The sequence below is a fragment of the Kushneria sp. EE4 genome, assembly GCF_977968315.1.
Genome location: NZ_OZ386212.1, coordinates 159,217 through 185,528, shown reverse-complemented (window position 1 = coordinate 185,528; position 26,312 = coordinate 159,217). Strand labels below are relative to the sequence as shown.

Genomic DNA, 26,312 nt, shown 5'->3' with positions numbered 1-26,312 from the left:
GATGGGAAACGGCGCGGATGAGATCATCGCGTGGAAGTCGCCATAGTGTAACGCGCACGCGGCAGCCGGGCGACAGGCAGACCCGTCAGGACGGCGGATCGGGACGCTCGTGGCCGCACTGCCAGCAGCAGTCAAAGGGCGCGTCGTGCCATTCGCCACAGGCCTGACAGCGCCAGCCCCGTGCCAGCCGCGCCCCGGGTGTCGATGCGCCTTCAGCGTTGTGGCGCCACTGCTCGACCACCGTTCGGGCACGCGCTTGATCCTGTGGCGCCACCCAGATCTCCGGCTCACAGTCGATGGGCGCCAGATCACCCATGCCGCCGGCCAGCGTCCAGTTGCGAATGTCGCAGTCGACGCCGGCCCCTTCGAGCAGGTTGCGCACATGCCCGACCAGCAGGCTGTTGGGTTGCTGAAAGACGCGAACCCAATGCATCGTGGCCTCAGTCGCGAAAGATCCGTACGCCCATCGCCTTGAGATAGGCCGTTTCCGGAATGGACGGATGGATGGGATGATCACCGCCCTGATGCCCCTGATAGATCAGCTGGGCGTGACGGTCCTGATGACGTGCCGAGCCGCGCACGATATCGATCAGTCGGTCACTGGCCAGATGCATCGAGCACGAGGCCGACATCAAAAGGCCATCGCGACCCAGCAGGCGAATCGCTTCACGGTTGAGCTTGCCATAGGCCCGCTCGCCGGCGTTGATGTCCTTGCGCTTGCGAATGAACGCCGGCGGATCGAGCACGATCACATCAAAGACCTCGCCCTGCGCCTTGAGCTGGGACAGCGCCTCAAAGGCGTCGCCCTGCAGGGTGGAGACACGATCTTCCACACCGTTGAGCGCGGCATTTTGCATGACGCGCTCGAGTGCCGGCGTGGAGGCATCCACGCAGACCACCTCCGAGGCGCCGCTGGCCGCCGCCTGAACACCCCAGCCGCCGACATAGCTGAACACATCCAGCACCCGCTTGCCGGCCACCTGCGAGTTCAGCCAGGCGCGATTGTCGCGATGGTCAAAGAACCAGCCGGTCTTCTGACCGCCCACGACATCGGTTTCAAAGCGCACGCCGTTTTCTTCCAGCGCCACGGCGCCTTCAAGCTCGCCCTGAACGATCTCGACCTGCTCGTCGAGCTGCTCCAGACGCCGCCCGGCCGTGTCGCCACGCAGCACGATCACGCGCGGCGAAAGCACCTTGTTGAGCGCATCGATGATCTCATCGCGCACCTTCTCCATGCCCAGCGTATTGAGCTGAACCACCACCACGTCATCAAAGCGGTCCACCACCAGACCGGGCAGCAGGTCGCCTTCGCCATGCACCAGCCGGTAGAAGGGGCGCGCGAAAAGGCGCTCGCGCAGGGACAGCGCCTGCTTGAAGCGATGCACCAGCAGGGAACGACCCAGCATCACATCGGTGTCACGCGAGACAATGCGACCACAAATCAGCGAGTTGGGATTGACGTAGGCCACGCCCATGGCGCGCCCGTTGGCCGCCTCGACAATGGCCTGAGCGCCGGGCTCAAGGTCCTTGAGCGGGGTTTCGGCGATGTCGATCTCGTTGGAATAGAGCCACAGATGGCCCGCCTTGAGACGACGATCGGCGTTTTTCTTGAGACGAAGACGTTGGGTCACGACAGCTTCCAGAATGGGTAATAAAAGGGGCACAAGCGGATTACCCGCCATTCTATCAGCTGGGCACCGCCGCGGCAGCGTGTCGAATGGCCCCGAAGGCGACTAATGCTGACAGTGCGGGCAGAACACGCTGGCGCGCTGGCCGATGGTCATCGAACGAAGCTCATGGCCACAGACGCGACACGGCTGGCCGCCGCGCCCGTAGACGTTGAGGCGCTGGACGAAATAGCCCGGCTCGCCGCGACCGCTGACGAAATCCCGCAGCGTGGTGCCGCCCTGCTCGATCGAGGCGGCCAGCACCTGCTTGATGGCCTCGGCCAGGCGCTGATAGCGCGCACGCGACACTTTCCCGGCTTCGACACGCGGGTCGATACCCGCCATGAACAATGCCTCGGCGGCGTAGATATTGCCCACGCCCACCACGACGGCGCTGTCCATGATGAAATTCTTGACGGCCACGCGCTTGCCGCGCGAACGCTGGTAGAGATGCACGCCGCTGAAATCATCACTCAGCGGTTCGGGCCCAAGCGCGACCAGACGCCGGTCGCTCATCGGGTCGCCCTCGATGAAATCCACCAGCCCGAAGCGGCGCGGGTCGTGATAGCGCAGTATCAGATCGGAACTCATGACCAGATCAATATGGTCATGCTTGCGCGGCTCGGTGCCGACTTCGACCAGCCGCAGGCTGCCGGACATGCCCAGATGCCAGAGCAGATGACCGCCGGCCACCGGCAGCAGCAGATACTTGGCCCGTCGGTCGATGGTGCCGATGCGCTCACCGGTCAGGCGTTCGGCCAGCCCTTGCGGTACGGGGATGCGCAGACGGTGATGACGAATGATGACTTCATTGATCTCGAAACCCGCCACCCACGGCGCAATGCCGCGGCGGGTCGTTTCGACTTCAGGCAACTCAGGCATGGGAATCTGGCGTCGTGGCGTTGAGAAAGGATGGCATGGCCTGCACAAGGCCCGGACGCAAAAGGACCCGGCCATGGCCGGGTCCTTTCAGACCGCCCTGTCGGGCGGCGCGTAAAGCGCGATCAATTACTTGATCTTGGCTTCACGATACATGACATGCTTGCGTACGACCGGGTCGTACTTCTTGAATTCCAGCTTGTCAGGGGTGTTGCGCTTGTTCTTGTCGGTCGTGTAGAAATGACCGGTACCCGCGCTTGAAACCAGCTTGATCTTGTCACGCATGTTATTGCTCTCCGCATTCAAGCGCCCGGGGCGCTTGAGGTGTAATCACGAACCGTCGTCTCAGACGCTCAGGCCATTGGCACGCAGATCCTTGAGGACCACTTCGATGCCTTTCTTGTCGATGATGCGCATGCCCTTGGAGGACAAACGCAGACGGACAAAGCGCTTTTCGGACTCGACCCAGAAACGATGCGTATGCAGGTTGGGAACGAAGCGACGACGCGTTTTGCGCTGAGAGTGGGAAACGTTGTTACCAGTCACCGGACGCTTGCCGGTAACCTGACAGACTTGTGACATGGAAGCCTCCAGCCGTGAGCCCGAATGGGCCCCACATGAGTGTCTATTAAGTATTCGGGCAAACCGGTGAGAAGTGGCAGGCGATACGCCTCCCTGCCCCCTGTTCATAACCCGCAGAAAGTCAAAGGGCGTACTTTATACCAGAGCGCCCCCGGATCGGCAAGCACGCCTTGATATAATTGCCTTTACGCCGGCGTGAGTGCTAAAGCCAGCCCCGCTCGGCAAAGGAGGTCACCTCGCCGTCACCGACCACGAAATGATCCAGCACCCGAATATCGAAAAGCCCCAGTGCCTCGACCAGGCGCGTGGTGATGCGGCGATCGGCGTCGCTGGGCTCGGCCACGCCGGAAGGATGGTTATGCGCGAATATAATGGCGCCGGCATTGAGCGCCAGCGCGCGACGGGCCACCTCGCGTGGATAGACGGCCGCGGCGTCCAGCGTGCCGGTAAAGAGCTTTTCAAAGCGCAGCACCCGGTGCTGGCTGTCAAGAAAGAGTGCTGCAAACACTTCATGGCCGAGATCGCGCAGATGCGCGCTTAGAAACCGGCGCACCATGTGCGGAGAATTGAGCGCATCGCCCCGCATCAAAAGCGTTTCCAGATGACGACGTGACAGTTCGAGCGAGGCCTGAAGCTGCACGTACTTGGCATCGCCCAGGCCGTGGGCCCGACAGAAGGTATCGCGGTCGGCCTCGAGCAGCGCCCGCAGCCCGCCGAATTCGCTTAAAAGATCGCGCGCCAGATCCACCGCCGAGCGTCCCTTGACGCCGACCCGTAAAAAAATGGCCAGAAGCTCGGCATCCGACAACGTCTGCGCGCCCAGATTGATCAGCTTTTCCCGTGGCCGCTCACCTTCCGGCCAGTGACTGATACCCAAATCGCCCCCTTTTAACAGCGTGTCCTGATAAAAGGGGTAACGGCGACCCGCACGGAAACTGAAACCGCAGCCGACTGTTGCCACACCCGGGCGGACGCTACGCTTGATCTGTTAATCGGATAATTTCAAGGAGACTCACGATGCGGCTTTATACCCTGCCCAAAACCGGTGCCATCAGTGATCTGACACCCGCCGAGCGCGATACGCCTCGCCCGGCACGCGGCCAGGTGCTGGTACGGATGCGCGCGGCGTCACTGAACTATCGTGACCTGATGATCGTCACGGGCAACTACGGCCGCGGCGGTGTGGCCCCCGACCGCGTGCCGCTGTCCGACGGTGCCGGTGAGGTGGTCGAGCTCGGCGAGGATGTGACCCGCTTTAACGTCGGTGACCGCGTCGCCGGCATCTTCATGCAGAACTGGCTGGGCGGTGAGGTCAACGACAGCCACCCGGGCTCAGCGCTGGGCGGCGCCGTCGATGGCGTGCTCAGCGAGTATGTTGTGTTCGACCAGCAGGGACTGGTCACGCTGCCCGAACACCTGTCGTTTGAAGAAGGGGCCACCCTGCCCTGCGCCGCCGTCACGGCCTGGAACGCCCTGTACGCCGGTAAATCGCCCCTCAAGGCCGGTGACAGTGTGCTGCTGCTGGGCACCGGCGGGGTCTCCATGTTCGGCATGCAGTTCGCGCGCGCCGCCGGTGCACGGGCCATTCAGACCTCCTCAAGCGATGACAAGCTCGCCCGCGTACGCGAACTTGGCGCCGATGACACCATCAACTACCGCCAGACCCCCGAGTGGCAGGAAGAGGTCACTCGCCTGACCGACGGGCGCGGCGTGGATCACGTGGTGGAAGTCGGCGGTGCCGGCACCCTGCCGCGCTCGATCGCCTCTGCTCGTCTGGGCGGTCAGGTCAACCTGATCGGCGTATTGACCGGTGGCGAAATCAACCCGACCGACATCATGCGCAAGAGCGTACTGATGCGCGGCATCTTTGTGGGCTCACGCGAGATGTTCGAGCAGATGAACCGTGCCATCACCCAGCACCGGATCAGGCCGGTCATCGATCGCACCTTCGCTTTTGACGATACCCGGGCGGCGTTCGAGCACCTTGAAAGCCAGCAGCATCTGGGCAAGGTCGTCATTACCCTCGACTGATAACCCGGCTGCGCCATTGCCGAGCGAATCATCCCGGCAATGGCGCCCCCTTCCTGGGCCATTGGCGGATACCCAAACGCGCCGACATCGCCTAGCGTAGGACGAATCGATGTTAGCGCTAACAACCATAAAGGGACGCCGATGAACACACCTTCTCATTGCGATAGCGATCTGCGCCGTTCGTTTCTCAAGCAGTCGTTGGCCTGCAGCGCGGTGGCGCTCGCCGGCGTCTCGCTTGTCCAGCCTGCCCGGGCACAGCCAATCAACCAGCGCTACCCCGATCCGGCCATACAGATTCTCGACGAGCGCTTCATGGATCTGCGCCTTTTCAATGCCAGCGTCGAGAAACTCGCCGACGGCCTGCGCTGGGCCGAGGGCCCCGTCTGGATCGGCGACGGCAACTATCTGCTGGTGAGCGACATCCCCAACAACCGCATCGTGCGCTGGGATGAAATCAGCCAGTCGCTGGGCGTCTACCGGGAAAACGCCAACTTCTCCAACGGCATGACCCGCGATCGTCAGGGCCGTCTGATCGTTTGTGAAGGCTCCACGACCCACGATCTTGGCCGGCGCATCACCCGCACCGAACACACCGGTCAGATCACGGTGCTGGCCGATAACTTCGAGGGCAAGCGCTTCAACTCGCCCAACGATATCGTGGTCAAGCGCGATGGCTCGATCTGGTTTACCGACCCGCCCTTTCAGGCCGGCGGCTACTATGAAGGCCATAAAATCGAGACCGAGCTGGCGCACGGCGTCTATCGCATCGACGGCGACACGCTGGAGGTAACCCGCGTCATCAACGACATTGCCGGGCCCAACGGGCTGTGCTTTTCACCGGATGAACAGCGCCTCTACGTCGTGGAAGGCCGCGCCAGACCGGACCGGCTGGTCTGGGCCTATCAGGTCAACGATAACGGCACGCTGGGAGAGCGAGCGCAGCATATCGTGGCAACGGACTTTGGCGGCCTTGATGGCATCAAGTGCGACGAGCTGGGCAATCTGTGGTGTGGCTGGGGCAGTTCAGGCTCACCCGATGCCGACCCGGCAGCGCTGGATGGCGTGCGCGTGTTCGACTCCGAGGGTAAAGCCATCGGCCATATCAGCCTGCCGGAGCGCTGTGCCAACCTCTGCTTCGGCGGCCCGCAGGGCAATCGGCTGTTCATGGCCGCAAGCCACGGCATCTACTCGATTTTCGTCAACGTCCGCGGCGCGCAGTACATGACCCGGGACGAGCCCGCCTGACGACAGAATCTGACCGACAGGGGCACCGGGTGTGCCCCTGCCATCCGCGCTACGGCGTTTGCTGCTGCGGGCCCGACCAGGTCCGCAGTGCGCCTCGACGCCGCTGATCCTTCTCCTCTGGCGACAGTGACTGGTCGCCGTCATACAGCGCCGCCTCCCAGCCGCCATAGGTCGGGTTGGGCAGCACGATATAGCGCTCGCCAAAGTGCGCGCGATCCTGAATGACCTGCGCATTGCGCGTGGCCACATCGTCGGCGTCGTAGCGGCTATCAAAATCGGCCAGGTTATCACCGATCAATAGCGCCACCTCATGATCCTTCAGGACCGCATCCCGACGCGGCTGTTTGTCGCCGGACTCCGTGCGCAGCATCATGTGCGCCTCATCGACCCACGGGAAATCAAGCCGTTTCAGATTCTCCATGGTGGCCGCCAGCCCGCTTTCCCGGCGATTGGTGACATAAAAGACTTCTACCCCACGCGATTGGGCGTAATCGAGAAACGCACCCGCGCCGGGCATTGCGCGGGCCTGCGCGTCCTCGACCCAGGCGTTCCAGCTGTCGCTGGAGTACTGCTCGTCGCGACCGATCAGCCAGGCCTGAAAGGCGGTGTTGTCGATCACCGCCTCGTCGCAGTCGACGATCACCGCCAGCGGTCGATCGCCGGGGGTGTGCGCCTCAAGGGCCTGATCAAGACGCAGACGCGCCACGTTGAAGGCCTGATAGGAGAGCGCGCGGTATTCGGCCGCGCTTTGCATCCAGACTGTGGCCATGACGAGCTGCTCGTTGAGGGCCCTGCTGTCGTAGTCCCCGGATGCGGGCTGTTCCTGACTGGCACAGCCGCTCAGGGCAACCCCGATGGCCAGCGCCGAAAGCGCCGGGACCAGATGGCGTCGGTACAGCCCGGCGCGCGCGGACGTAGTGTTCAAAGGCATGGCAGTGTCCTTGCAGATCACGATGTTGTGGTTATTACAGACCGGCCTGATGCTACGCACGTCAGGCACGCAGTGGTAAGGTAGCATCCCTTCGATTCCCGTTATGCCCATGGAGCCCTGCATGTCACGACTGGCTGGTCAACGCATCGTCCTAGGCATCAGTGCCGGCATCGCGGCCTACAAGAGTGCGGTACTGGCACGCCTTCTGAAAAAGGCCGGCGCCGAGGTCCGCGTGGTCATGACCGAGGGGGCGCAGGCCTTTATCACGCCGCTGACGCTGCAGGCCCTGACCGGCGAAGAGGTGCGCACCTCCCTGCTGGACCCGCAGGCCGAGGCCGGCATGGGCCACATCGAGCTGGCCAAATGGGCCGATATCGTTTTGATTGCCCCGGCCACCGCCGATCTGATGGCCCGTCTGGCCGCGGGCATGGCCGATGACCTGCTTACCACCCTGTGTCTGGCCACCCGGGCGCGCTGTCTGCTGGCGCCGGCCATGAATCAGGCCATGTGGTCGCATCCTGCCAGCCAGCGCAACGCCGCCACGCTTGTCGACATGGGCTGGCAGCAGCTGGGCCCGGATGCCGGCGAGCAGGCCTGCGGCGATGTCGGCGGCGGTCGCATGCTTGAGCCAGAGGCTATTGTCGCCGCACTGGAGGAAGCGCTCTCGGGCCACGCACCCACGCCGGACGCGCTACCGCTGGATACTACGCCCGAGCACGATAACCACGCCCCGAAAACCGATGCCTTCATGGCGACCGGCCATGACGTCAATGCCACCGCCCTGGCCGGTCAACACGTCGTGATCACCGCCGGCCCTACGCGCGAGGCGATCGACCCGGTGCGCTATCTCTCCAATCACAGTTCGGGAAAGATGGGCTTTGCGCTGGCCGAGGCGGCTCGTGACCTGGGCGCCCGGGTGACCCTGATTGCCGGTCCGGTAGCGCTTGCCACACCTGAAGACGTCACGCGCGTGGATGTCGTCAGTGCCGTGGAGATGCTCAAGGCCGTAGAGGCCACGCTTTCAGGCTGCGATATTTTCATTGGCTGCGCGGCGGTGGCCGACTACCGTCTGGCCGAGGTGGCCGAGCACAAGCTCAAGAAGGTGCCCGGCAGCCCCGCCCTGACGCTGGATCTGGTCGAAAATCCCGACATTATCGCCACCGTCACGCATCGCGACTGCCCGCCGTTTACGGTGGGCTTTGCCGCCGAAACCCGCGAGCTTGCCCGACACGCCCATGACAAGCTCGTGCGCAAGCGTTTGGACCTGATCGTGGCCAACGACGTGGCCGCCCCCAATCTGGGCTTTGGCGCCGATGACAATGCTGCTGTGCTGTATCATCTCGCCTCCAATGAACCGGACGCGCCGGTCAGCTCGCATACCCTGTCACCGCGCACCAAGCGTGAACTGGCGCGCGCCCTTTTCGATTATCTGCTGCCCCTTTTTCAGGCGCATCACACAACGCGGAGCCCTGCTGCCCCATGACTGCCCTTGCCGACCGGCCACGCCTGCAGGTCAGAATCCTTGATGAGCGGGTACGCGACTACCCTCTGCCCCATTACGCCACGCGCGGCAGCGCCGGTATGGATCTACGCGCCCTGCTGGACGCCCCTCTGACGCTGGCCCCGGGTGACTGCGAGCTGGTTCGCACGGGGCTTGCCGTTCACATTGCCAACCCGGCCTGGGCCGGCATGATCCTGCCGCGCTCGGGGCTGGGCCACAAGCGCGGCATCGTCATGGGCAACCTGGTCGGTCTGATCGATGCCGACTATCAGGGCGAACTGATGATTTCGGTCTGGAACCGCGGGCGCGAGCGCGTCACCCTTGAGCCGTTCGAGCGCATCGCCCAGTACGTGCTGGTGCCGGTCATTCAGGCCGAGCTTGAGGTTGTGGATGAGTTCACGACCGATGACGATCACGCCGATGTTCGTGGCGCCGGCGGCTTCGGCCACTCGGGACGACACTAACGCGGATTGACAGGAAGGAATCGCCTCATGCCCCAGATAAGTGCCGCCATCTTTCGCGCCTATGACATTCGCGGCGTGGTCGACGACCAGCTCACCCCCGACACCGTACGCCTGATCGGTCAGGCCATCGGCAGCGAAGCGCTCGCTCGCGGTGAAACGGGCATCGCCGTGGGTCGCGACGGCCGGCTCTCCGGCCCATCGCTGTCCGAAGCCCTGATCGAGGGCCTCTGCGCGGCCGGCTGTGAGGTCGTGGATATCGGCATGGTCCCCACGCCGGTACTCTACTTTGCCACCCACGTGCTGGACGGCATCACCTCGGGCGTGGCCGTCACCGGCAGCCACAATCCGTCGAACTACAACGGCTTCAAGATCGTGCTGGGCGGCCATGCCCTGTCCCGCGACGACATCACTGCCCTGTATCGACGCATCGAACAAAATGACCTCAACACGGGTGAAGGCCACTGCCGAGCGCATGATATTCGCGAGTCCTATCTGAAGCGCATTCTGGACGATGTTGTTCTCGAGCGTGAACTGCACGCCGTGGTGGACTGCGGCAACGGCGTGACCGGCGAGCTGGGGCCTGAATTGATCCGACGTCTGGGCGCCAGGGTGACGCCGCTGTTTGAAGAGATCGACGGACGCTTTCCCAATCACCATCCGGACCCGGGCAAGTTTGAAAATCTGACGGATCTGATTGCGAAGGTGAAGGAGACCGGCGCCGACATCGGGCTGGCCTTTGACGGTGACGGCGACCGGGTCGGTGTGGTCACGCCCTTTGGCGAGATCATCTATCCCGACCGGTTACTGATGGCTTTTGCCTGCGACCTGCTCGAGCGCCAGCCCGGTGCACGCGTCATTTTCGATATCAAAAGCACCGGCAACCTGGTATCGATCATCGAGGACGCCGGCGGCACCCCCGAGATGTGGTATACCGGCCACTCGCTGATCAAGGCGCGCATGAAGGAAACCGGCGCGGCGCTGGCCGGTGAAATGAGTGGCCACGTCTTCTTTCAGGAACGCTGGTACGGCTTTGATGACGGCCTCTACGCCGCCGCACGGTTGCTGGAAATCCTGTCGCGCCAGCCAGGCGATGCCGACCAGTACTTCAGCCGATTTCCTCAGGACGCCAGCACCGCCGAGATCAACGTACCGGTGACCGACGACAACAAATTCGATATCGTCGAACGCTTTATCAGGGAAACCGATTTCGGCGAGCAGGCGACCCGAACCACACTGGACGGCATCCGCGTGGATTACCCGGACAGCTGGGGACTGTGTCGCGCCTCGAACACCACGCCCATGCTGGTGTTTCGCTTTGAAGGCAAGTCCGAGCAGGCCCTTGAGCGCATTCAGGACCGCTTTCGTCAGGCCCTGCTGGCCGTCGCCCCGGACATCACCCCGACCTTCTAGCATCCCGATCTGCCCCGGACCGGCCGTCACTTCGCCGGCCCGGGCGATATGACAGCCGCCTGCATGACACAATGGCCCGAACCCGCACCGGCCTTTTGTCCCCTTTAGACAAGGAGCGTTTTGCACCATGCATGACAGCGAATACAACCCGCGCCAGGTCGTTGAAATCCTGTCCGAGGCGTTGCCCTATATCCAGCGTTTTTCGGGCAAGACCGTCGTGATCAAGTACGGCGGCAACGCCATGACCGAAGACAATCTGATTCACTCCTTCGCCCGCGACGTGGTGCTGCTCAAGGAGGTGGGGCTCAACCCGATCGTGGTCCACGGCGGCGGCCCGCAGATCGGTCAGCTTCTTGAGCGTCTCAACATCGAATCCCGCTTTGTCGACGGCATGCGGGTGACCGATGCCGAGACCATGGACGTGGTCGAGATGGTGCTGGGCGGGCTCGTCAACAAGAGCATCGTCAATCTGATCAACGGCGCCGGCGGCAAGGCGATCGGGCTGACCGGCAAGGACAATGCCCAGATCCGCGCCCGCCAGCTGACCGTTCAGCGCAAAAGCGCCGATCTGACCGCCTCGGAAATCATCGACATCGGCCATGTCGGGGAAGTCGAGCACATCTCGACCGATCTGATCGAGATGCTCTCGGAAGCCGACTACATCCCGGTGCTTGCGCCCATTGGCGTGGACGCCCAGGGCCACTCCTACAACATCAACGCCGATCTGGTGGCCGGTCGTGTGGCCGAGGCGCTGGGCGCCGAGAAGCTCATGCTGCTGACCAACGTGGCCGGGCTCATGGACCAGCAGGGCGAGGTGATGACCGGCCTGTCCACCGAGCAGGTCGACCGGCTCATCGAGGATGGCACCATCTACGGCGGCATGCTGCCCAAGATCCGCTGTGCGCTGGAAGCCGTTAAAAACGGCGTCAACAGTTCGGTCATCGTCGACGGTCGCGTGGAACACGCCATTTTGCTGGAAATCTTTACCCGCTCCGGCGTGGGTACCCTGATCACCGATCAGTCGAGTGCGCCGTCGCACTGATGCCACGCGCCACAGGGACGCATTCATTCACGGGTGTCACAGGCCGGCCCGGCACCCCGGAAGGCAGATAAAAAAGATGGCCATGACCAGGGAACAAAAGCTCTCGCGACGCGACCAGATCCTTCAGGCGCTGGCGCGGATGCTGGAACAGGGGCGGGGGCAGCGCATCACGACGGCGGCGCTGGCGCGCGAAGTAGGGGTCTCGGAAGCCGCCCTTTATCGTCACTTCCCCAGCAAGACACGCATGTACGAGGCACTGATCGACTACATCGAGCAGACGCTTTTCGAGCGCGTCACGCTGATCATCAATGAACCGGGCAGCGTCAGCACACGCTGTCAGCGCATTCTGACCCTGGTGCTGATCTTTGGCGACAAAAACCCCGGCCTGTGTCGCGTCATGACCGGCGAGGCGCTGACCGGTGAGCATGAGCGCCTGCAAACCCGCGTGGCGCAGCTGTTCGAGCGTCTCGAGACGCAGCTCAAGCAGGTGCTTCGCACCGGTGAAATCGAGCAGGGCTATCGCCCCGCCATCGGCGTATCGGCACTGGCCAATCTGCTCATGGCCACCGTCGAGGGGCGCATCAACCAATACGTTAGAAGCGGATTTCGTCGTACGCCCCAGGCCCACTGGGAGGATCAATGGCAGCTTTTGAGCGTCCATCTCATGGCAGAGGCAGAATTTTCCGAAACGCCTGATCACGACTCAGATACCTGACAGCCGCATCGGCGCCGACACCGGCGCCAAACAGATACCCCTGCAGGATCTCGCAGCCCAGCTCGTTGAGCAGATGCTGCTGGGCGCGCGTTTCGACGCCTTCTGCCACAACCGTCAGCCGCAGCGAGTGCGCCAGCCGCACGATGGCCTCGATCATGTGATAGCCGTGCCCGGCGCCGGTCAGTGCCGTTACAAAGCTCTTGTCCAGCTTGACCCGGTCCAGCGGCAGCAGCGCCAGCTTGTCCAGCGACGAGTAGCCGGTACCGAAATCGTCCAGCGAGATGGTGATCCCTTGGCGGCGCAGTCCTGAAATAACGTGCACGCACTCGTCGAAGTTCTGCATCAACCGGCTTTCGGTGATTTCGCATTCCAGACAGGCGCCCTCCAGGCCATACGTGGCCAGCACCCGCTCGACATGGGTCAGCAGGGTTCGATCCAGCTGCAGCACCGAGACGTTGACGGCCACCGGCGGGACACGATAACCCTGTGCCCGCCAGCGGCTGATCTGTCGGCAGACCTCATCAATGATCCAGCCGCCCAGCGACGGCATAAGCCCCATCGACTCGGCCATGGGAATGAAAGTGGAGGGAGAAATGTTGCCCAGTACGGGATGATACCACCTCAGCAGCACTTCAAAGCCGGCAAGGCGCTGATCATTGCCCTGCACCTGGGGCTGGTAGACCAGCCCCAGCTCTCGGTCCTTCACGGCCTGACGCAACGCCTCGTAAACCCCCGAAGGATCGGCACGCAGGGTGTCTTCAACGCCGGACGATGCAGCAATAGACCGGACAATGGTTTCTTCACCGGCCGGCGCGCCTTCGCCATGGCCTGCCACCGCACCGTTCTCCTCGAGCTGGCTGATATCCATTAAAAGCCCGTGGCACTCGGTTTGCCCGCCACGGCGTAAAATGATGCCCCGATCCAGCACCCGCTGCTCGGACGCGCCATGAATCAGACGATAGGTATGTTCAAAATATCCTTGGCGCAGGGCAAGCAGGCGCGCGCGCTGCAGGGACGCCCGGTCGTCGGGATGGACCATGGCATCAAAGGTTTTGCGCCTCAGGCGACAGGCATGTCGGGACAGCGCCTTGATCGAGGCGGCCATGTTGCCGCGATAGCAGTACTGCTCCTGTGCATGGCAATAGCAGTACACGACGCCGGAAAGCTGGCTCTCGGGCTGATCGATGTCCTCCTCGGGCGCGGCAGGGGCCGGAGAAAAGCGATAATAGCCCTTCAGCAGCAGCTCCATGCCGTGTTGAAGACCAAAAAGCCAGAACACAAGCCCCAGCGCCAGCCTGCCGGCATCCATATGCCTTCCCCACCAGAGCAGACAGGTAACGACCAGAGACAAAGCGATTAACGAGCGATAAACCACGGCCAATACCAGAGGTATTTGGGGCCGTTCATTACCTTGTGACTTGCGAGAAAGAGCAGGGATAGACATCGATCGGCGCTCGGGCAGCAGCAGAAAAGCAGATTGATGAACCATGACTTAAATTAATTCATATCATGGATCATCATTTTTTTTCATGGAGCATGACCATATAGCAAAACCCCGGGCCCTGGGAGCCCGGGGTCATCTTTTGCGCCAAAAAATAATCTTTAGTATGAGAACGGCAGTACCGTGATCAGGCGGCCTCAGCGGATTCGCCGATTGCCTGTTTGAGTTTTTTCATGGCGTTTTTTTCAAGCTGTCGAATACGTTCGGCGGAGACGCCATAGGTATCGGCAAGCTCATGGAGCGTTGACTTCTGCTCGGCCAGCCACCGGCGCTGCAGAATATCGCGCGAGCGGTCATCAAGACGGGCCAGGGCATCGCGCAGCTGCTGTGAGGAGCGATCCTGCCAGTCGGATTCTTCCAGCGACAGCGCCGGGTCGGAACGGCCGTCTTCCAGATACTGCGACGGCGACTGATAGCTCTGCTCATCGTCCTCACTGCCGGGCGCCGGATCAAAACCGGCATCAAAGGCCGACAGACGCCCTTCCATTTCGCGAACGGCTTCCGGCTTGACGTCCAGGTCCTGGGCGATAGCGTTTACTTCGTCGTTGTTCAACCATGACAGGCGCTTTTTGGCGCTGCGCAGGTTAAAGAACAGCTTGCGCTGCGCCTTGGTGGTCGCCACCTTGACGATGCGCCAGTTACGCAGCACAAACTCGTGAATCTCGGCCTTGATCCAGTGCACGGCGAAAGACACCAGCCGCACGCCCTGGGCCGGATCAAACCGCTTGACGGCCTTCATCAGGCCCACGTTGCCTTCCTGGATCAGATCCGCCTGCGGCAGACCATAGCCGGAATAGCTGCGGGCGATATGGACCACAAACCTCAGGTGCGACATGACAAGGCGACGGGCAGCTTCAATGTCATTATCGGTGTGCAAACGCGTGGCGAGATCCTTCTCCTCATCCACGGTCAGTACGGGAATACGATTAACGGCCTGAATATAGCCGTTCAGGTCATTGCCCGGCGAAAGATGACCAATAGGTTGAAGACTGGTACTCATGTTCAAACGGTCTCCCCTGGCCTCTGATTGATGATTATCAACCATTATAGACCATGGTAAGGGTACTTTTGTGCCCGTATGACGACTTTTCTCGGACACCTGCGTAAATCATTTCAGCGCGGACTGATCTCTGAGAGATGGCGGCTGACGGCCAGCCATGCCCCGATAAGCCCCAAAAGGGTACTACAGATCAAAAGCAAAACCGATCCGCCAAACCCGATGCCCGGCAGGGAGAAGTGGCTGCCAAACCCGGAGGCCAGCATATCGATGGGCGCCGACAGCCAGCGCCGACCCAGCGTCAGAAGCAATAGCGCCAGTATACCGCCACCCAGACCATACCAGACGCCCACATAAAGAAAGGGGCGACGAACAAAGGCATGCGTGGCGCCGATCAGGGTCACGACCTCGATCTCCTGACGACGGCTTTCCACCGCCAGTCGGATGGTGTTGCCCACCACCAGCAGGACGCCAAGGGCAAACAGCACCCCAAAGGCCAGCACCACCCGCCGACCCAGCTCACTGAGCTGGCGCAGTCGCTCAAGCCAGGCCATGTCCAGACGCGCATCGGTCACGCCGTTGATCTGCCCGAGCTCATCGGCCAGCGCCTGCGCCGCCTCGGGGTCGCGCGAGCGCGGCTGGACCAGAATAGTGGCCGGCAGCGGATTGTCATCCATCATGGCCAGGGCGTCATTCATGCCCAGACGCTGCTGAAAGCTTTCCAGACCGGCCGCGGCCGTAATCAGCTCGGTGGAGGCAATGTCAGTCTCGCCGCGCACCCGGTCAGTGATGTCCATGGCCTGCGACTCCGACAGCGCCGGGTCCAGATACAGGGTCATGCGGGCGCTGTCGTCCAGGTTGCTGTCCAGAAGCTGTGCGCTGCCCAGCGCCAGCCACAGGCTGGCCGGCAGCACCATGGCAATCGCAATCGCCAGCATGGTCATGAGACTCGACAGCGGCCGCCGACGCAGGCGATGGAGACTGTCCACCGCCATTTGTTCGTGATGGCGACGCCACGCCCGCGTACGGCTTTCAAAGGTAATCCGGTGGGAGCGAGCCCCCCGACGGGAGGTTTCGCCCTCCTGAGTCTGGCGACGCGGTTTCTGACTCATGCGGCCTCCTCATCGCCGATCAGACGACCGTCGCGCAGCTTGAGCACCCGGTGTCTGAGCCGGGCGATCAGTGTCAGGTCGTGGCTGGCCAGCAGCACCGTGGTGCCGATGCGATTGAAATCCTCGAAAAGACGCATGATATCGGCCGACAGCTGCGGATCCAGATTACCGGTCGGCTCATCGGCCAGCAGCATGGCCGGCTTGGTGACCACCGCACGGGCAATACCGACACGCTGCTGCTCCCCGCCGGACAGCTCGATGGGCAGGGCCTTTTCACGGTGCAAAAGGCCGATCTTGTCGAGAGCGGCATGCACGCGGCGCCGGGCATCCTGGGGCGTTGCGCCCTGGATGACCAGCGGCAGTGCCACATTATCGAATACGCTGCGATCAAAGAGCAGCTGGTGGTTTTGATACACCACCCCGATCTGGCGCCGATAGTAGGGAATCTGCGAGACGTGCAGGCTTGTGATGTCGTGGCCGGCCACGACAATACGCCCCCTCGAGGGCCGCTCAAGCGCCATGAGAAGGCGCAGCACCGAGCTTTTGCCGGCTCCGGAGTGGCCGGTGAGAAAGACCATCTCACCGCGCTCCACGTTAAAATTGAGATCCGCCAGCGCCTCGAAACGACCGCCATAGCGCTTGCCGACATGCGCAAACTCGATCATGGCCATGAGCGATCAGCCGCCGTCCCGGTCAAAGAGTGCCCCGACAAAGTCCTCGGCCTCAAAGGGACGCAGATCATCCAGCGTCTCCCCCACCCCGATATAGCGAATGGGCGTGCCCAGCTGCTTGGCGATGGCAAAGATGATGCCGCCCTTGGCCGTACCGTCCAGCTTGGTCAGGGTGATGCCGGTCACCGGCACCGCCTGATTGAAGGTTTCCGCCTGAGAGATCGCGTTCTGCCCCGTACCGGCATCGAGCACCAGCATCACCTCGTGCGGCGCCTGAGCGTCCAGACGCGCCATGACACGCTGCACCTTGCTGAGCTCATCCATGAGATGGCCCTTGTTGTGCAATCGACCGGCCGTGTCGGCAATCAGCACATCGATACCGCGCGCCTTTGCCGCCGATACCGCGTCATAGATGACAGAAGCACTGTCGGCGCCGGTGTGCTGGGCAATCACCGGCACGTCATTGCGCTCGCCCCAGACCTGCAGCTGTTCGACGGCCGCGGCACGGAAGGTATCGCCGGCGGCCAGCATGACGCTGCGGCCCTGACGCTGAAAGCGCTGGGTCAGCTTGCCGATGGTGGTGGTCTTGCCCACGCCGTTGACGCCCACCATCAGAATCACGAACGGGCCTTCACCCTTGGGCGGCAGACGCAGCGGTTTCGCCACCGGCTCGAGCATCGTGGAGAGCTCTTCCTGCAGCGCCTTGTAGAGCGCATCCACGTTTTTGAGCTCGCGCCTTGAGATTCGCTCTTCCAGATTCGCCATGATCTCGCTGGTCGCGGCGACGCCGACATCGGCCATCAGAAGCTGTGTTTCGAGCTCTTCGAGCAGATCATCGTCGATCTCCTTGTGACCCAGCAGCAACGTCGCCAGACCGTCGGTCAGGTTGGAGCGCGTCTTGCCAAGCCCCTGACGCATGCGGGAAAACCAGCCCTTTTTGGCGCCGGCCGTTTCACCCTGCTCGTCAGCGGTTTCCGGCCCGACTTCAACGGCCGTGTCGTAGCGCGCCCGACGCGGCTTGTCGCGACCGCGGTTGCGCGCCGGCGTGGTCACCTCGGAGGCAACCCCGGGCGTTGGCTTCTCGTCTTTCGTATCAGGTGTTTTTCCGACCGGCGCCTCTTCCAGCGTCGTTTCCTCGGAGACCCCCGCCGAATCGTCCAGCGTCTCGATCGGACGCTCCTCAACGGGCTCGGGATCCGGGTCGGGCTCGACGACGGGTTCCGGCTCCGGCTCAACGATCGGTTCCGGCTCGGGTTCGACGACCGGTTCCGGCTCGATGACGGGTTCCGGTTCCGGCTCGACGATGGGCTCCGGGTCGGGCTCGACGACGGGTTCCGGCTCAACAGTCGTTGGCGCCTTTTCGGGAGCAGGCACAGCGTCTGTTTTTTCTCGCGCTTCGACAGGCGGTTCCGGAGGTGTTCCTTCGGAGTGGCCGGAGGCCGGCGCCTGCTGCTCGGCGTGTTGCTGTTCCAGCTGCTGCTGTTCTTCGCGATCCTGTTGATCGCGGCGCTGCTTCTTGCGCTTAAAAAAACCAAACATGGGCTATATCGTCGCGATTGATCCATCGGAAAAAGACGGCCGGGCCGCCATTTGATACCGCATCCTACCACTCAAGCGCTGCCCGCCGGTACAATCCGTGCAGGCCATCGACAAGGATGGCACAACCGGTGGTCACTGCAGTTCTTCCACCGGCCCTGGCAGCACCCCTCCACCGACAAGGGCTTGCAGGACACATGAGGCGACAGCGTCACGGCACATCAGGACATGATAACCGACAGGGCGGTGCCCGCTCGGGTGGCGGCCGCCTGCGGCTGATCGGCGGCCGGTTTCGCCGGCGCCTGCTGCCCGTCCCGGACCATCCGGGCCTGCGCCCGACGCCGGACCGCATGCGCGAGACGCTGTTCAACTGGCTCAGCCACGACATCGACAGCCGCACCCGCGCCCTGGATCTGTTTGCCGGCACCGGCGCGCTGGGGCTGGAAGCGCTCTCGCGCGGTGCCGGCGAGGTGCACTTTGTTGAGGCTGACCGTCAGGTCGCCCGTCAGATCGAACAGAATCTGGCAACGCTTGAGGTCACGATGCCGGTACACCAGAAAAGCGCTGACGCCTTTCTGGACACCCGGCCCGCCAGGCCATTCCATCTGGTCTTTCTTGACCCGCCCTTTCGCCAGGAGCTGATCAACGATTGCTGTCAGCGTCTTGACCAGGAGGGCTGGCTGGCAGATAACGCCCTGATTCACGTTGAAACCGAAGCCGGTCTGATCCCTCGCCTGCCTGCCGGCTGGCGTCTGATACGCGAAACCCGGGCCGGTGACAGCCACGCCCGGCTTTATCAACGTGACAGCACGCAATAACCCGGCCTCCCTCTTGCCGCCGCGCGCCGGCGCGCGTAGTCTGGCCTGCGCGCGCGCCGGCACCCGACCCGGGCCCTGCAGGGCGGCATTTCGCCTTACTATCTGTATCAGGAGTACAGCATGAGCAATGAACTTTTCGAGCAGCTTGAGCAGCGCGTCAACAGCGCCGTCGATACCATCGAGATGCAGCGCATGGAACTTGACGAACTGCGTCAGGAAAACGAGCGCCTGAAAAACGAACGCCAGCAGTGGGAAAGTCGTCTGGGTAGTCTGCTGGAGCGTTTCCGCGAGTTCGACGCCAACGCCACGTCGGCGCCCGACACCTCTGCGCCCCAAACGCCGGCTGCCAGCCCCTCCTGGTAAGCAGGCCTGTCGGCCCCCCGACTCAGCGCGTGAGAGGACGCGACATCAGTATCGCGTCCTCGCGCTCGCCCGCAGCCTGTGGATAATAGCCCGCCCGGCGAGCGTCCACCGAAAAACCGTAGCGTATGTAAAGCGCCTGCGCCGCCTCGTTGCCGGCGCGCACTTCCAGCAGTATGCGCTCAAGCCCCAGTGCTTCTCCCTGTTCGATCATTGCCGTGATCAAGCGGCCGGCCAGCCCCTGGCGTCGATGGTCCGGATCGACCGCAATCATCTCGAGCTCGAGATCAAAAGGGCCGATCGAGACCACGGCAAAGGCCGTCAGCGTCTGCGTCCCTGTCGCCGCAATCCCCGTCAGGCGGTATCGCTCGGCATCAATCAGCGCTTCAAACCGTGACACCGACCAGGCATCCCTCCCTCTGGCACGGCCATCCAGCGCCGCCAGCGCCTCGGCACTGCCAGCGCGCTCAATGATCATGGCCATCCTGCGTCTGTGACGGTGCCTGCCACCACGTGCGCCACTCTCCCATGGCGGCCCAGAGCTGACGGCGCGATGCCGGCTCATCAAGCGATTCCAGCGCCGGCCCCTGCCAGAGCGGCAGATCAAGCACGCGGCTTTGCCCGTCATGGACGTCGAGTACCTCTTCCAGCACCGGAAGCTGGCCGAACAGCAGCAGTCTTTCGGGATGCCAGCCCCGCGCCCGACGACCGGCCAGAAAGGCCTTGAAGCCCTGACGCGCTTCATCGAGGGCGTCATCGACCGGCAATCCTTCCATCATGGGCCAGCCAAAGCGTTGACAGGACAAATCGGCGGCCGGCTGAACCCCACCGGCATACAGTATGGCGTTGAGCAGCGTTTCTTCCTGCGTACTCAGCGCCTCATCGCGAGCCAGCAGAATCAGCCAGCGCCCATCCAGCGTGCCCACCTGCAGCGAAAAGCGCAGCGGCTCGTGCGGCGCTCTTGAGACGCTGTCTTCAACCTTCGTTGCTGCCGGGACCGCCTTGTCTTCGGCAACGGGCGCAGGGGCTTTCTCTACCGAAGCGGCGTCCGAGCGCTTTTCTTCACTCTTGCCGATATCGAGCAGAGCCCGAACCGAACGAGCCGGTGGCGTCGGGTCGTGCGGCGGGGTCTCGGCCACCTCGGCACCAGGTGTCGGGGCCTCGGAATGATCGATCTCATCGATCAGGGCGTGCAGGCGCTGGTGATGATCGAGCGACCCGATGGCCTGCTCGGGTGCCTCTTCCAGCGCCGGGAGGTCGGAGGCCAGCGCATTGGGCAGCGAGTGACGGGCGACCCAGAGGTTGATACCCATGGCATCGAGGTACTGTCGGCGCGCGCGCTCGGTCACCATGCGTTACGTCCATTGAAGGGAATAGAGTCTAAAAGGCCTTCCCGCGGGAAGGCCAGACACCGGCATCGATGGCTCACGGTTCGGACAACACTAGGCACCACCGCCGCGGCAGTTCGGGGAGTCGGGGCGCTCGTTGTTGCGCGCCGCCCACTGCTCGGGCGTATAGAGATGCAGGGCCAGCGCATGCACCGGCCCCGCCAGCTCATCAGACAGGGCGGCATAGATCTGCTGGTGGCGCTTGACCGGCATTATGCCCTCAAACTGCTCGGACACCAGCGTCACCTTGAAGTGCGTTTGCGACTCGGGCGGCACATTGTGCTTGTGGCTTTCGTTTTCGATGGTGAGCCATTGCGGCTCGAAAACGGCCAGCTTCTGCTCGATCAGCGCCGCAATGTTGGCACCATCAAGCGTGTCCACCGAAGAAATTGTCATGGGCTACCACCTCCGGCACGTTGATATTGTCATTGGACAGGCATAACGACATGTGTCGACACCGCCGTCTATCCGGACTGATGCCGGCGCAACATGCGAATTCGTGATGCCGAAAGCATCAGCGCCACAATGGCGGAAGCCATGCCCATCCACAGGGCCAGGCTCACCGTCATGGTGCTGTCCATCGTGGTATTCATTATTCCAGAAAGCACCAGTGCAACCAAGGCAGCACCAACAGACTGACCAAAGGTACGTACGCTTGCCAGCACGCCGGAGGCGCTGCCACTGCGCGCCTTGGGCAGTGATCCCATCATTTCACGGTTGTTGGGCGCCTGATAGAGACCAAAGCCCATGCCGCACAGGGCGCTGCGCCACAAAATATCGACCGTTGAGGGCTGATCCCCCAGAAGCGCCAGTGCCCCCAGCCCCGCCATGAACAGCAAAAGCCCGATCGAGGAGATGATCGGCGGACTGAAGCGGTCGGCCAGTCGCCCGCCCAGCGGCGCACCGATCATCACGCCCAGCGGCCAGGGCGTGAACAAAAAGGCAGATTCAAGCGGCGTGTAGCCCTGCACGCTCTGAAACAGAAACGGCAGACTGATAAACGCCATGCTCTGGGCCAGAAAGGAGAAAAACGAGGTCATCACCGCCATGGTGAACCGCGCTTCCCGGAAGATCACCAGCGGCAGCAGCGGATTGTCAAAATGGCGCTGGCGCCAGATGAAGCCGGTGAGTGCCACTAGACTCACGATCAGCAGGAGCGGCACGCTGCCCGGGCGCGACATGTCAGCGATGCTGTCGAGCATGATGACAAAGCTTCCCAGACCCACGGCGGACAACACGGCACCGAGCACATCAAACCGATAGCGACTGCCCTGCTCTTTCGGCAGCGCCCGGATCGCCAGCCAGATGGCCGCCACGCCCAGCGGCACGTTGATCCAGAAAAGCCACGGCCAGCTGGCCACGGCCAGCACCAGACCGCCCAGCGCCGGCCCGCCGGCCACCGCCAGCGAAATGGTCAGCGCGGTCAGCCCCATGGCCTGTCCCAGCAGCCGTGTGGGAAAGATGACCCGATACATGGACGGCCCGATACTCATCATGGCCGCCGACCCCAGCCCCTGAATGGCGCGAAAGGCGATCAGCCAGACCAGCGACGGCGACAGCGCACACAATATCGAGGTCAGTACGAAAATGATCATGCCGCCGATATAAAGACGATAGCGCCCGATGCGATAGCCCAGGGCGGCAAAGGTCAGCATGGAGGCGGCGCCCACCAGCTGATAGACGTTGATAATCCAGACAGAGGCGGCCGAAGAGACGCCCAGCTCTCGAGCGATGGTCGGCAGGGCAATGTTGACGCTATTGATGTTGAGGACCGCCATCAGCGACCCCGACATGAGGACCATCATGGCCAGAATACGCTGGCGGGGAGGCAGGCCATCATCACCTTCACGCCAGGACAGTAGTGCTTTCAAGAAGAGTTACCGATAGTGCGGGACAGCGCGTGAGCACAGAGAGAAGGACATGGTAAAACAGGCCCGCACCGGCCGTCGTGCCGGGCAGGCTTTGACATCATCTCGACGCCGAACGGTCAGACCTCGTCGGTATCAAGCAGCAGGTCGTCCTCGAAATCGCTCTGCTCGAGTGCCGCTTCCTCGTCCAGATCCACGCACAGATAGCTGTGCTCGACGCGCAGAAAGAATTCAAAGGTGACTTCGTTGATGTCCGGCCAGTGACGGGAATCTTCCTCCCAGGCGGACAGCTCGTTTTCAAGGATATCGGCAAAGCGTTCGTGCAGGCAGGCCTGCAGCGCGTCTTCCGTATCCATCTCGGGAATGAGGTAGATGGTGCTTTCGCGTTCGGCATCCTCGAGGGTGAGGTCGTCTTCACCCTCGGTGGCTTCCAGCGAATTGATCCAGTCTACAAAGGCCTGTCTGGGACGCACGCTGAGTGCAGAGCGGTTCACCAGTTTCATTGCGACTCTCCCGATTCGGGGCTGGTGGAAATCCTGTTCAAGCGCCCCAGTATGGCCGCCCGGGGTCACCAATGCCATGATTCATCCGGGCATTGGCGCACATCGGGCGACCAGACCGGGAAAGGCGTCGCGATTTACTCTGCTTCCGGACGCATGGCCGGAAACAGCAGCACATCACGAATGGACGGCGCATCCGCCAGCAGCATCACCAGCCGGTCGATACCGATGCCCTCGCCCGCCGTCGGCGGCATGCCATACTCGAGCGCGCGGATATAGTCGGCGTCATAGTACATCGCCTCGACATCACCGGCGTCCTTCTCGGCCACCTGGGCGGCAAAGCGCTCGGCCTGGTCCTCGGCGTCGTTGAGCTCGGAGAAGCCGTTGGCGATCTCGCGCCCGCCCACAAAGAACTCGAAGCGGTCGGTCACGAACGGATTGTCATCGTTGCGACGCGCCAGCGGGCTGACCTCGGCCGGATATTCAGTGATAAAGGTCGGCCGCTCGAGGCGATGCTCGGCCACGGTTTCAAAAATCTCGGTCTGCAGCTTGCCCAGTCCCCAGCCCGGCTTGACGTCAATGCTCAAACGCTCGGCCAGCGCCGTGGCACTGTCCAGCGAGTCCAGCTCGCTCGACTCGACGCCCTGACCATATTTCAGAATCGACTCGCGCAGGGTCAGCCGATCAAAGGGTTGAGAGAGATCACACTCGGTGCCCTGATAGGTAATCAGCGTAGTGCCCACCGCCTTTTCGGCAGCAAAGCGTACCAGCGACTCGGTCAGATCGATCAGGTCGTGGTAGTCGGCGTAGGCCCAGTAGAACTCGAGCATGGTGAACTCGGGGTTGTGCCGGGTCGACAGCCCCTCGTTGCGGAAATTGCGGTTGATCTCGAAGACCCGCTCGAAACCGCCCACCACCAGGCGCTTGAGATAAAGCTCCGGGGCGATGCGCAGATACATGTCGATATCCAGCGCGTTGTGATGGGTCACAAACGGGCGCGCCGTGGCGCCACCGGGAATCGGCTGGAGCATCGGCGTTTCGACTTCCATGAAGTCACGCTCGGTGAAGAACTGGCGAATGGCGCTGATCACGGCGGCGCGAATGCGGAAAGTGTCACGCACTTCCGGATTCATGATCAGATCCACGTAGCGCTGGCGATAGCGCGCCTCCTGGTCGGTCAGGCCGTGGAACTTGTCCGGCAGCGGGCGCAGGCTCTTGGTCAGAAGCCGCGCGGTCTCCATCATCACGTAGAGATCGCCCTTGCCGGACTTGTGCACCGGGCCCTGGCCGAAAACAATATCGCCGATGTCCCAGCCCTTGATGTCTTCAAGCACTTCCGCGGGCAGGCCCTTCTTGTCCACGTAGAGCTGGATCTGGCCGGAGGCGTCCTGAATGACGATAAAGGGGCCGCGCTTTCGCATGATGCGCCCGGCCACCGCCGCCTGACGCCCCAGCGATTCAAGCGCTTCCTTGTCGTGCTCGCCAAGCTCTGCCTGAAGGTCCGCGGCGAGACTGTCACGGCGCAGATCGTTGGGGAAGGCACTGCCGCCCTGAGCGCTTGTCTGCTCGCGGCGAGCGGCAAGCTTTGCCCGCCGCTCGGCGATCAGATGGTTTTCTTCGTGTTCACTGCCTGCCTGCTGATCCTGATTCGCCATTACCTTGCCTATTGAAAATAACCGTCAATGGCAGGCTCGTTACGGCCTGCGGTTCATGCCTGACACGATTGATGTCCAGAGCATGCGATGCCGGACAGCGAGCCTGCCGGTCGGAAGTCGTCTGTTCAAAACGTCTCTTCCGATCAAAGTCCCTGTTTGAGACTGGCTTCGATGAACTGATCCAGATCGCCGTCGAGCACACGCTCACAGTTGCTGGTCTGTACGCCGGTACGCAGGTCCTTGATGCGCTGATCATCGAGCACGTAGGAGCGGATCTGGCTGCCCCAGCCGATATCGGACTTGGAGTCCTCGGCCTGCTGCTTCTCGGCGCTGCGGCGCTGCATCTCCAGCTCCCAGAGCTTGGCCTTGAGCTGCTTCATCGCGAAATCGCGGTTGGCATGCTGGCTGCGCTGGGTCTGACATGACACCACCACGCCGCTGGGCTCGTGGGTAATACGCACGGCCGAGTCGGTGGTGTTGACGTGCTGACCGCCGGCGCCGGAGGAGCGATAGGTGTCCACGCGCAGATCGGCCGGGTTGATGTCGACCTCGAAGCTGTCATCGATTTCCGGAGAGAGAAACACCGAGGCAAACGAGGTATGGCGCCGACCGCCGGAATCAAACGGGCTCTTTCGGACCAGACGATGCACGCCGGTTTCGGTGCGCAGCCAGCCAAAGGCGTACTCGCCCTGCACATGGATGGTAGCCGACTTGATGCCCGCCACGTCACCGGCCGAAATCTCGGAGATTTCCGCCTTGAAACCGTGATGCTCGGCCCAGCGCAGATACATGCGCAGTAAAATATTGGCCCAGTCCTGCGCCTCGGTCCCGCCGGAGCCGGCCTGGATATCCATGTAGGCGTTGTTGGGGTCCATCTCGCCGGAGAACATGCGACGAAACTCGAGCTTGGCCAGCTGCGCTTCAAAACGCTCGAGGTCACGACGGATTTCCGTCATGGTCTCCTCGTCGTCTTCCATGTGCGCCAGCTCGTAGAGCTCGCCGTTGTCGCGAATGCCGCTTTGCAGCGTATCCAGCGTGGTGACGATGTCTTCAAGCTGCGCGCGCTCGCGGCCTAGCTTCTGCGCGTGGTCCGGGTCACTCCAGACGTCGGGGTTTTCCAGCTCGCGCGTTACTTCCTCGAGACGATCTTTTCGCTCGGCATAGTCAAAGATACCCCCTCAGGACGTCTGTCCGTTCGGACAGGTCCTTGAGCAGGTGATGAATGGGCGTGAGTTCCTGCTGCATGGTAGCTCGCTCGGCCAGGGCCACTGCGCCGGAAAGGGCCGCAGCACCTCATGTAAGAGTTGAAAAACAAGGGGCGTTATTGTAGCCAAACCACGCCCTGCCCGTCACCCGCCGCCCGCGCCTTTCCCGCCTGCAAAATAAAAATGGCAGAAATGATTATAAGTGCTGCTTTGACACCGTCTCGCCTTGCTGTG

28 protein-coding genes are annotated in these 26,312 nt (G+C 62.5%); 9 read left to right on the top strand and 19 right to left on the bottom strand.

Annotated features, from left to right (window positions below; genetic code table 11):
• Nucleotides 1–85: 85 nt before the first annotated feature.
• The 6 genes from ACXMYO_RS00930 to radC all read right to left on the bottom strand — a co-directional run bounded on the left by ACXMYO_RS00930 (nucleotide 86) and on the right by radC (nucleotide 4,005).
• Complete coding sequence (locus ACXMYO_RS00930; RefSeq protein WP_457807514.1) at nucleotides 86–433, bottom strand: putative signal transducing protein; 348 nt, start codon at nucleotides 431–433, stop codon at nucleotides 86–88.
• 7 nt (nucleotides 434–440) lie between these two features.
• On the bottom strand, nucleotides 441–1,631 hold the full coding sequence (locus ACXMYO_RS00925) for a class I SAM-dependent rRNA methyltransferase (protein ID WP_457807513.1): 1,191 nt from the start codon (nucleotides 1,629–1,631) through the stop codon (nucleotides 441–443).
• 102 nt (nucleotides 1,632–1,733) lie between these two features.
• On the bottom strand, nucleotides 1,734–2,549 hold the full coding sequence (gene mutM / locus ACXMYO_RS00920; RefSeq protein ID WP_457807512.1) for a bifunctional DNA-formamidopyrimidine glycosylase/DNA-(apurinic or apyrimidinic site) lyase: 816 nt from the start codon (nucleotides 2,547–2,549) through the stop codon (nucleotides 1,734–1,736).
• A gap of 126 nt (nucleotides 2,550–2,675) precedes the next feature.
• On the bottom strand, nucleotides 2,676–2,831 hold the full coding sequence (rpmG, locus tag ACXMYO_RS00915; protein ID WP_086620664.1) for a 50S ribosomal protein L33: 156 nt from the start codon (nucleotides 2,829–2,831) through the stop codon (nucleotides 2,676–2,678).
• Nucleotides 2,832–2,891: 60 nt separating this feature from the next.
• Nucleotides 2,892–3,128 (bottom strand): 50S ribosomal protein L28, encoded by a 237-nt coding sequence (rpmB, locus tag ACXMYO_RS00910; protein ID WP_086620665.1) that lies wholly within the window; start codon nucleotides 3,126–3,128, stop codon nucleotides 2,892–2,894.
• Between the two features lie 202 nt (nucleotides 3,129–3,330).
• Entirely contained in the window at nucleotides 3,331–4,005 is a 675-nt protein-coding gene (radC, locus tag ACXMYO_RS00905) for a RadC family protein (protein WP_457807511.1), read from the bottom strand.
• A gap of 140 nt (nucleotides 4,006–4,145) precedes the next feature.
• On the opposite strand from radC, the gene ACXMYO_RS00900 reads away from it, so the two are divergent.
• Together ACXMYO_RS00900 and ACXMYO_RS00895 are read left to right on the top strand one after the other, a co-directional pair.
• Nucleotides 4,146–5,159 carry a zinc-dependent alcohol dehydrogenase family protein gene (locus ACXMYO_RS00900; RefSeq protein ID WP_457807510.1) on the top strand — a complete coding sequence of 338 codons (1,014 nt, stop codon included), beginning with the start codon at nucleotides 4,146–4,148 and terminating at the stop codon, nucleotides 5,157–5,159.
• A 141-nt stretch (nucleotides 5,160–5,300) separates the two neighbouring features.
• Nucleotides 5,301–6,404: an SMP-30/gluconolactonase/LRE family protein gene (locus ACXMYO_RS00895; protein WP_457807509.1), complete on the top strand. Its 1,104-nt coding sequence runs from the start codon at nucleotides 5,301–5,303 to the stop codon at nucleotides 6,402–6,404.
• 49 nt (nucleotides 6,405–6,453) lie between these two features.
• Here ACXMYO_RS00895 and ACXMYO_RS00890 read toward each other — a convergent pair whose 3' ends face one another.
• Entirely contained in the window at nucleotides 6,454–7,335 is an 882-nt protein-coding gene (locus ACXMYO_RS00890) for a 5'-nucleotidase, lipoprotein e(P4) family (protein WP_457807508.1), read from the bottom strand.
• A gap of 121 nt (nucleotides 7,336–7,456) precedes the next feature.
• Here ACXMYO_RS00890 and ACXMYO_RS00885 point away from each other — a divergent pair, with 121 nt between their 5' ends.
• From ACXMYO_RS00885 to slmA, 5 genes are all read left to right on the top strand, one after another.
• Nucleotides 7,457–8,818 carry a bifunctional phosphopantothenoylcysteine decarboxylase/phosphopantothenate synthase gene (locus ACXMYO_RS00885; protein WP_457807507.1) on the top strand — a complete coding sequence of 454 codons (1,362 nt, stop codon included), beginning with the start codon at nucleotides 7,457–7,459 and terminating at the stop codon, nucleotides 8,816–8,818.
• Entirely contained in the window at nucleotides 8,815–9,300 is a 486-nt protein-coding gene (gene dut / locus ACXMYO_RS00880; RefSeq protein ID WP_457807506.1) for a dUTP diphosphatase, read from the top strand. Before ACXMYO_RS00885 ends, dut begins: the two co-directional genes overlap by 4 nt.
• A 27-nt stretch (nucleotides 9,301–9,327) precedes the next feature.
• Nucleotides 9,328–10,710 (top strand): phosphomannomutase/phosphoglucomutase, encoded by a 1,383-nt coding sequence (locus tag ACXMYO_RS00875; protein ID WP_457807505.1) that lies wholly within the window; start codon nucleotides 9,328–9,330, stop codon nucleotides 10,708–10,710.
• A gap of 127 nt (nucleotides 10,711–10,837) precedes the next feature.
• Nucleotides 10,838–11,752, top strand: a complete 915-nt coding sequence (gene argB, locus ACXMYO_RS00870; protein ID WP_438766143.1) for an acetylglutamate kinase — start codon at nucleotides 10,838–10,840, stop codon at nucleotides 11,750–11,752.
• A gap of 82 nt (nucleotides 11,753–11,834) precedes the next feature.
• Entirely contained in the window at nucleotides 11,835–12,467 is a 633-nt protein-coding gene (gene slmA / locus ACXMYO_RS00865) for a nucleoid occlusion factor SlmA (protein WP_438766141.1), read from the top strand.
• Here the strand turns inward: slmA and ACXMYO_RS00860 are convergent.
• From ACXMYO_RS00860 to ftsY, 5 genes are all read right to left on the bottom strand, one after another.
• Complete coding sequence (locus tag ACXMYO_RS00860) at nucleotides 12,415–13,776, bottom strand: putative bifunctional diguanylate cyclase/phosphodiesterase (protein ID WP_457807504.1); 1,362 nt, start codon at nucleotides 13,774–13,776, stop codon at nucleotides 12,415–12,417. The two genes, slmA and ACXMYO_RS00860, sit on opposite strands and share 53 nt — an antisense overlap.
• Nucleotides 13,777–14,095: 319 nt before the next feature.
• Nucleotides 14,096–14,968 carry an RNA polymerase sigma factor RpoH gene (rpoH, locus tag ACXMYO_RS00855; protein ID WP_457807503.1) on the bottom strand — a complete coding sequence of 291 codons (873 nt, stop codon included), beginning with the start codon at nucleotides 14,966–14,968 and terminating at the stop codon, nucleotides 14,096–14,098.
• A gap of 113 nt (nucleotides 14,969–15,081) precedes the next feature.
• On the bottom strand, nucleotides 15,082–16,077 hold the full coding sequence (gene ftsX / locus ACXMYO_RS00850) for a permease-like cell division protein FtsX (RefSeq protein WP_438766138.1): 996 nt from the start codon (nucleotides 16,075–16,077) through the stop codon (nucleotides 15,082–15,084).
• Nucleotides 16,074–16,742: a cell division ATP-binding protein FtsE gene (gene ftsE, locus ACXMYO_RS00845; RefSeq protein ID WP_457809454.1), complete on the bottom strand. Its 669-nt coding sequence runs from the start codon at nucleotides 16,740–16,742 to the stop codon at nucleotides 16,074–16,076. The genes ftsX and ftsE overlap by 4 nt, the downstream gene beginning before the upstream one ends.
• A 12-nt stretch (nucleotides 16,743–16,754) precedes the next feature.
• Nucleotides 16,755–18,287 carry a signal recognition particle-docking protein FtsY gene (ftsY, locus tag ACXMYO_RS00840; protein ID WP_457807502.1) on the bottom strand — a complete coding sequence of 511 codons (1,533 nt, stop codon included), beginning with the start codon at nucleotides 18,285–18,287 and terminating at the stop codon, nucleotides 16,755–16,757.
• A gap of 194 nt (nucleotides 18,288–18,481) precedes the next feature.
• On the opposite strand from ftsY, the gene rsmD reads away from it, so the two are divergent.
• Nucleotides 18,482–19,102: a 16S rRNA (guanine(966)-N(2))-methyltransferase RsmD gene (rsmD, locus tag ACXMYO_RS00835; RefSeq protein ID WP_438766135.1), complete on the top strand. Its 621-nt coding sequence runs from the start codon at nucleotides 18,482–18,484 to the stop codon at nucleotides 19,100–19,102.
• A gap of 120 nt (nucleotides 19,103–19,222) precedes the next feature.
• The gene (locus ACXMYO_RS00830) at nucleotides 19,223–19,465 is read left to right on the top strand and encodes a cell division protein ZapB (protein WP_438766134.1); all 243 of its coding nucleotides are present in this window, start codon (nucleotides 19,223–19,225) and stop codon (nucleotides 19,463–19,465) included.
• Between the two features lie 22 nt (nucleotides 19,466–19,487).
• Here ACXMYO_RS00830 and ACXMYO_RS00825 read toward each other — a convergent pair whose 3' ends face one another.
• The 7 genes from ACXMYO_RS00825 to prfB form a co-directional block, all read right to left on the bottom strand.
• The gene (locus ACXMYO_RS00825; protein WP_457807501.1) at nucleotides 19,488–19,940 is read right to left on the bottom strand and encodes a GNAT family N-acetyltransferase; all 453 of its coding nucleotides are present in this window, start codon (nucleotides 19,938–19,940) and stop codon (nucleotides 19,488–19,490) included.
• Nucleotides 19,930–20,814: a hypothetical protein gene (locus tag ACXMYO_RS00820; protein ID WP_457807500.1), complete on the bottom strand. Its 885-nt coding sequence runs from the start codon at nucleotides 20,812–20,814 to the stop codon at nucleotides 19,930–19,932. Before ACXMYO_RS00820 ends, ACXMYO_RS00825 begins: the two co-directional genes overlap by 11 nt.
• 90 nt (nucleotides 20,815–20,904) lie before the next feature.
• Complete coding sequence (locus tag ACXMYO_RS00815; RefSeq protein WP_438766129.1) at nucleotides 20,905–21,246, bottom strand: BolA family protein; 342 nt, start codon at nucleotides 21,244–21,246, stop codon at nucleotides 20,905–20,907.
• Nucleotides 21,247–21,314: 68 nt separating this feature from the next.
• Nucleotides 21,315–22,721, bottom strand: a complete 1,407-nt coding sequence (locus ACXMYO_RS00810; protein WP_457807499.1) for a DHA2 family efflux MFS transporter permease subunit — start codon at nucleotides 22,719–22,721, stop codon at nucleotides 21,315–21,317.
• A gap of 116 nt (nucleotides 22,722–22,837) precedes the next feature.
• Nucleotides 22,838–23,221: a hypothetical protein gene (locus ACXMYO_RS00805; protein ID WP_115854651.1), complete on the bottom strand. Its 384-nt coding sequence runs from the start codon at nucleotides 23,219–23,221 to the stop codon at nucleotides 22,838–22,840.
• Nucleotides 23,222–23,355: 134 nt separating this feature from the next.
• Nucleotides 23,356–24,873: a lysine--tRNA ligase gene (gene lysS / locus ACXMYO_RS00800; RefSeq protein WP_457807498.1), complete on the bottom strand. Its 1,518-nt coding sequence runs from the start codon at nucleotides 24,871–24,873 to the stop codon at nucleotides 23,356–23,358.
• A gap of 143 nt (nucleotides 24,874–25,016) precedes the next feature.
• A protein-coding gene (gene prfB / locus ACXMYO_RS00795) for a peptide chain release factor 2 (protein ID WP_457807497.1) occupies nucleotides 25,017–26,118 on the bottom strand; the annotation gives its coding sequence in 2 pieces (ribosomal slippage) (nucleotides 25,017–26,039 and nucleotides 26,041–26,118; 1,101 coding nt in all).
• Between the last annotated feature and the right edge of the window lie 194 nt (nucleotides 26,119–26,312).

Excerpts from the sequence above, each read along its gene's own strand:
- lysS (WP_457807498.1), bottom strand. The coding sequence starts at position 24,873 with ATGGCGAATCAGGATCAGCAGGCAGGCAGTGAACACGAAGAAAACCAT.
- ACXMYO_RS00930 (WP_457807514.1), bottom strand. The coding sequence starts at position 433 with ATGCATTGGGTTCGCGTCTTTCAGCAACCCAACAGCCTGCTGGTCGGG.
- ACXMYO_RS00825 (WP_457807501.1), bottom strand. The coding sequence starts at position 19,940 with ATGATCATTGAGCGCGCTGGCAGTGCCGAGGCGCTGGCGGCGCTGGAT.
- ACXMYO_RS00860 (WP_457807504.1), bottom strand. The coding sequence starts at position 13,776 with ATGGATGCCGGCAGGCTGGCGCTGGGGCTTGTGTTCTGGCTTTTTGGT.
- ACXMYO_RS00900 (WP_457807510.1), top strand. The coding sequence starts at position 4,146 with ATGCGGCTTTATACCCTGCCCAAAACCGGTGCCATCAGTGATCTGACA.
- ftsE (WP_457809454.1), bottom strand. The coding sequence starts at position 16,742 with ATGATCGAGTTTGCGCATGTCGGCAAGCGCTATGGCGGTCGTTTCGAG.
- rpmB (WP_086620665.1), bottom strand. The coding sequence starts at position 3,128 with ATGTCACAAGTCTGTCAGGTTACCGGCAAGCGTCCGGTGACTGGTAAC.
- ACXMYO_RS00815 (WP_438766129.1), bottom strand. The coding sequence starts at position 21,246 with ATGACAATTTCTTCGGTGGACACGCTTGATGGTGCCAACATTGCGGCG.
- ACXMYO_RS00885 (WP_457807507.1), top strand. The coding sequence starts at position 7,457 with ATGTCACGACTGGCTGGTCAACGCATCGTCCTAGGCATCAGTGCCGGC.
- ACXMYO_RS00895 (WP_457807509.1), top strand. The coding sequence starts at position 5,301 with ATGAACACACCTTCTCATTGCGATAGCGATCTGCGCCGTTCGTTTCTC.
- mutM (WP_457807512.1), bottom strand. The coding sequence starts at position 2,549 with ATGCCTGAGTTGCCTGAAGTCGAAACGACCCGCCGCGGCATTGCGCCG.
- ftsY (WP_457807502.1), bottom strand. The coding sequence starts at position 18,287 with ATGTTTGGTTTTTTTAAGCGCAAGAAGCAGCGCCGCGATCAACAGGAT.
- ACXMYO_RS00830 (WP_438766134.1), top strand. The coding sequence starts at position 19,223 with ATGAGCAATGAACTTTTCGAGCAGCTTGAGCAGCGCGTCAACAGCGCC.
- ACXMYO_RS00890 (WP_457807508.1), bottom strand. The coding sequence starts at position 7,335 with ATGCCTTTGAACACTACGTCCGCGCGCGCCGGGCTGTACCGACGCCAT.
- ACXMYO_RS00875 (WP_457807505.1), top strand. The coding sequence starts at position 9,328 with ATGCCCCAGATAAGTGCCGCCATCTTTCGCGCCTATGACATTCGCGGC.
- rpmG (WP_086620664.1), bottom strand. The coding sequence starts at position 2,831 with ATGCGTGACAAGATCAAGCTGGTTTCAAGCGCGGGTACCGGTCATTTC.
- rsmD (WP_438766135.1), top strand. The coding sequence starts at position 18,482 with ATGAGGCGACAGCGTCACGGCACATCAGGACATGATAACCGACAGGGC.
- ACXMYO_RS00805 (WP_115854651.1), bottom strand. The coding sequence starts at position 23,221 with ATGAAACTGGTGAACCGCTCTGCACTCAGCGTGCGTCCCAGACAGGCC.
- rpoH (WP_457807503.1), bottom strand. The coding sequence starts at position 14,968 with ATGAGTACCAGTCTTCAACCTATTGGTCATCTTTCGCCGGGCAATGAC.
- dut (WP_457807506.1), top strand. The coding sequence starts at position 8,815 with ATGACTGCCCTTGCCGACCGGCCACGCCTGCAGGTCAGAATCCTTGAT.
- argB (WP_438766143.1), top strand. The coding sequence starts at position 10,838 with ATGCATGACAGCGAATACAACCCGCGCCAGGTCGTTGAAATCCTGTCC.
- ACXMYO_RS00820 (WP_457807500.1), bottom strand. The coding sequence starts at position 20,814 with ATGGTGACCGAGCGCGCGCGCCGACAGTACCTCGATGCCATGGGTATC.
- slmA (WP_438766141.1), top strand. The coding sequence starts at position 11,835 with ATGACCAGGGAACAAAAGCTCTCGCGACGCGACCAGATCCTTCAGGCG.
- ftsX (WP_438766138.1), bottom strand. The coding sequence starts at position 16,077 with ATGAGTCAGAAACCGCGTCGCCAGACTCAGGAGGGCGAAACCTCCCGT.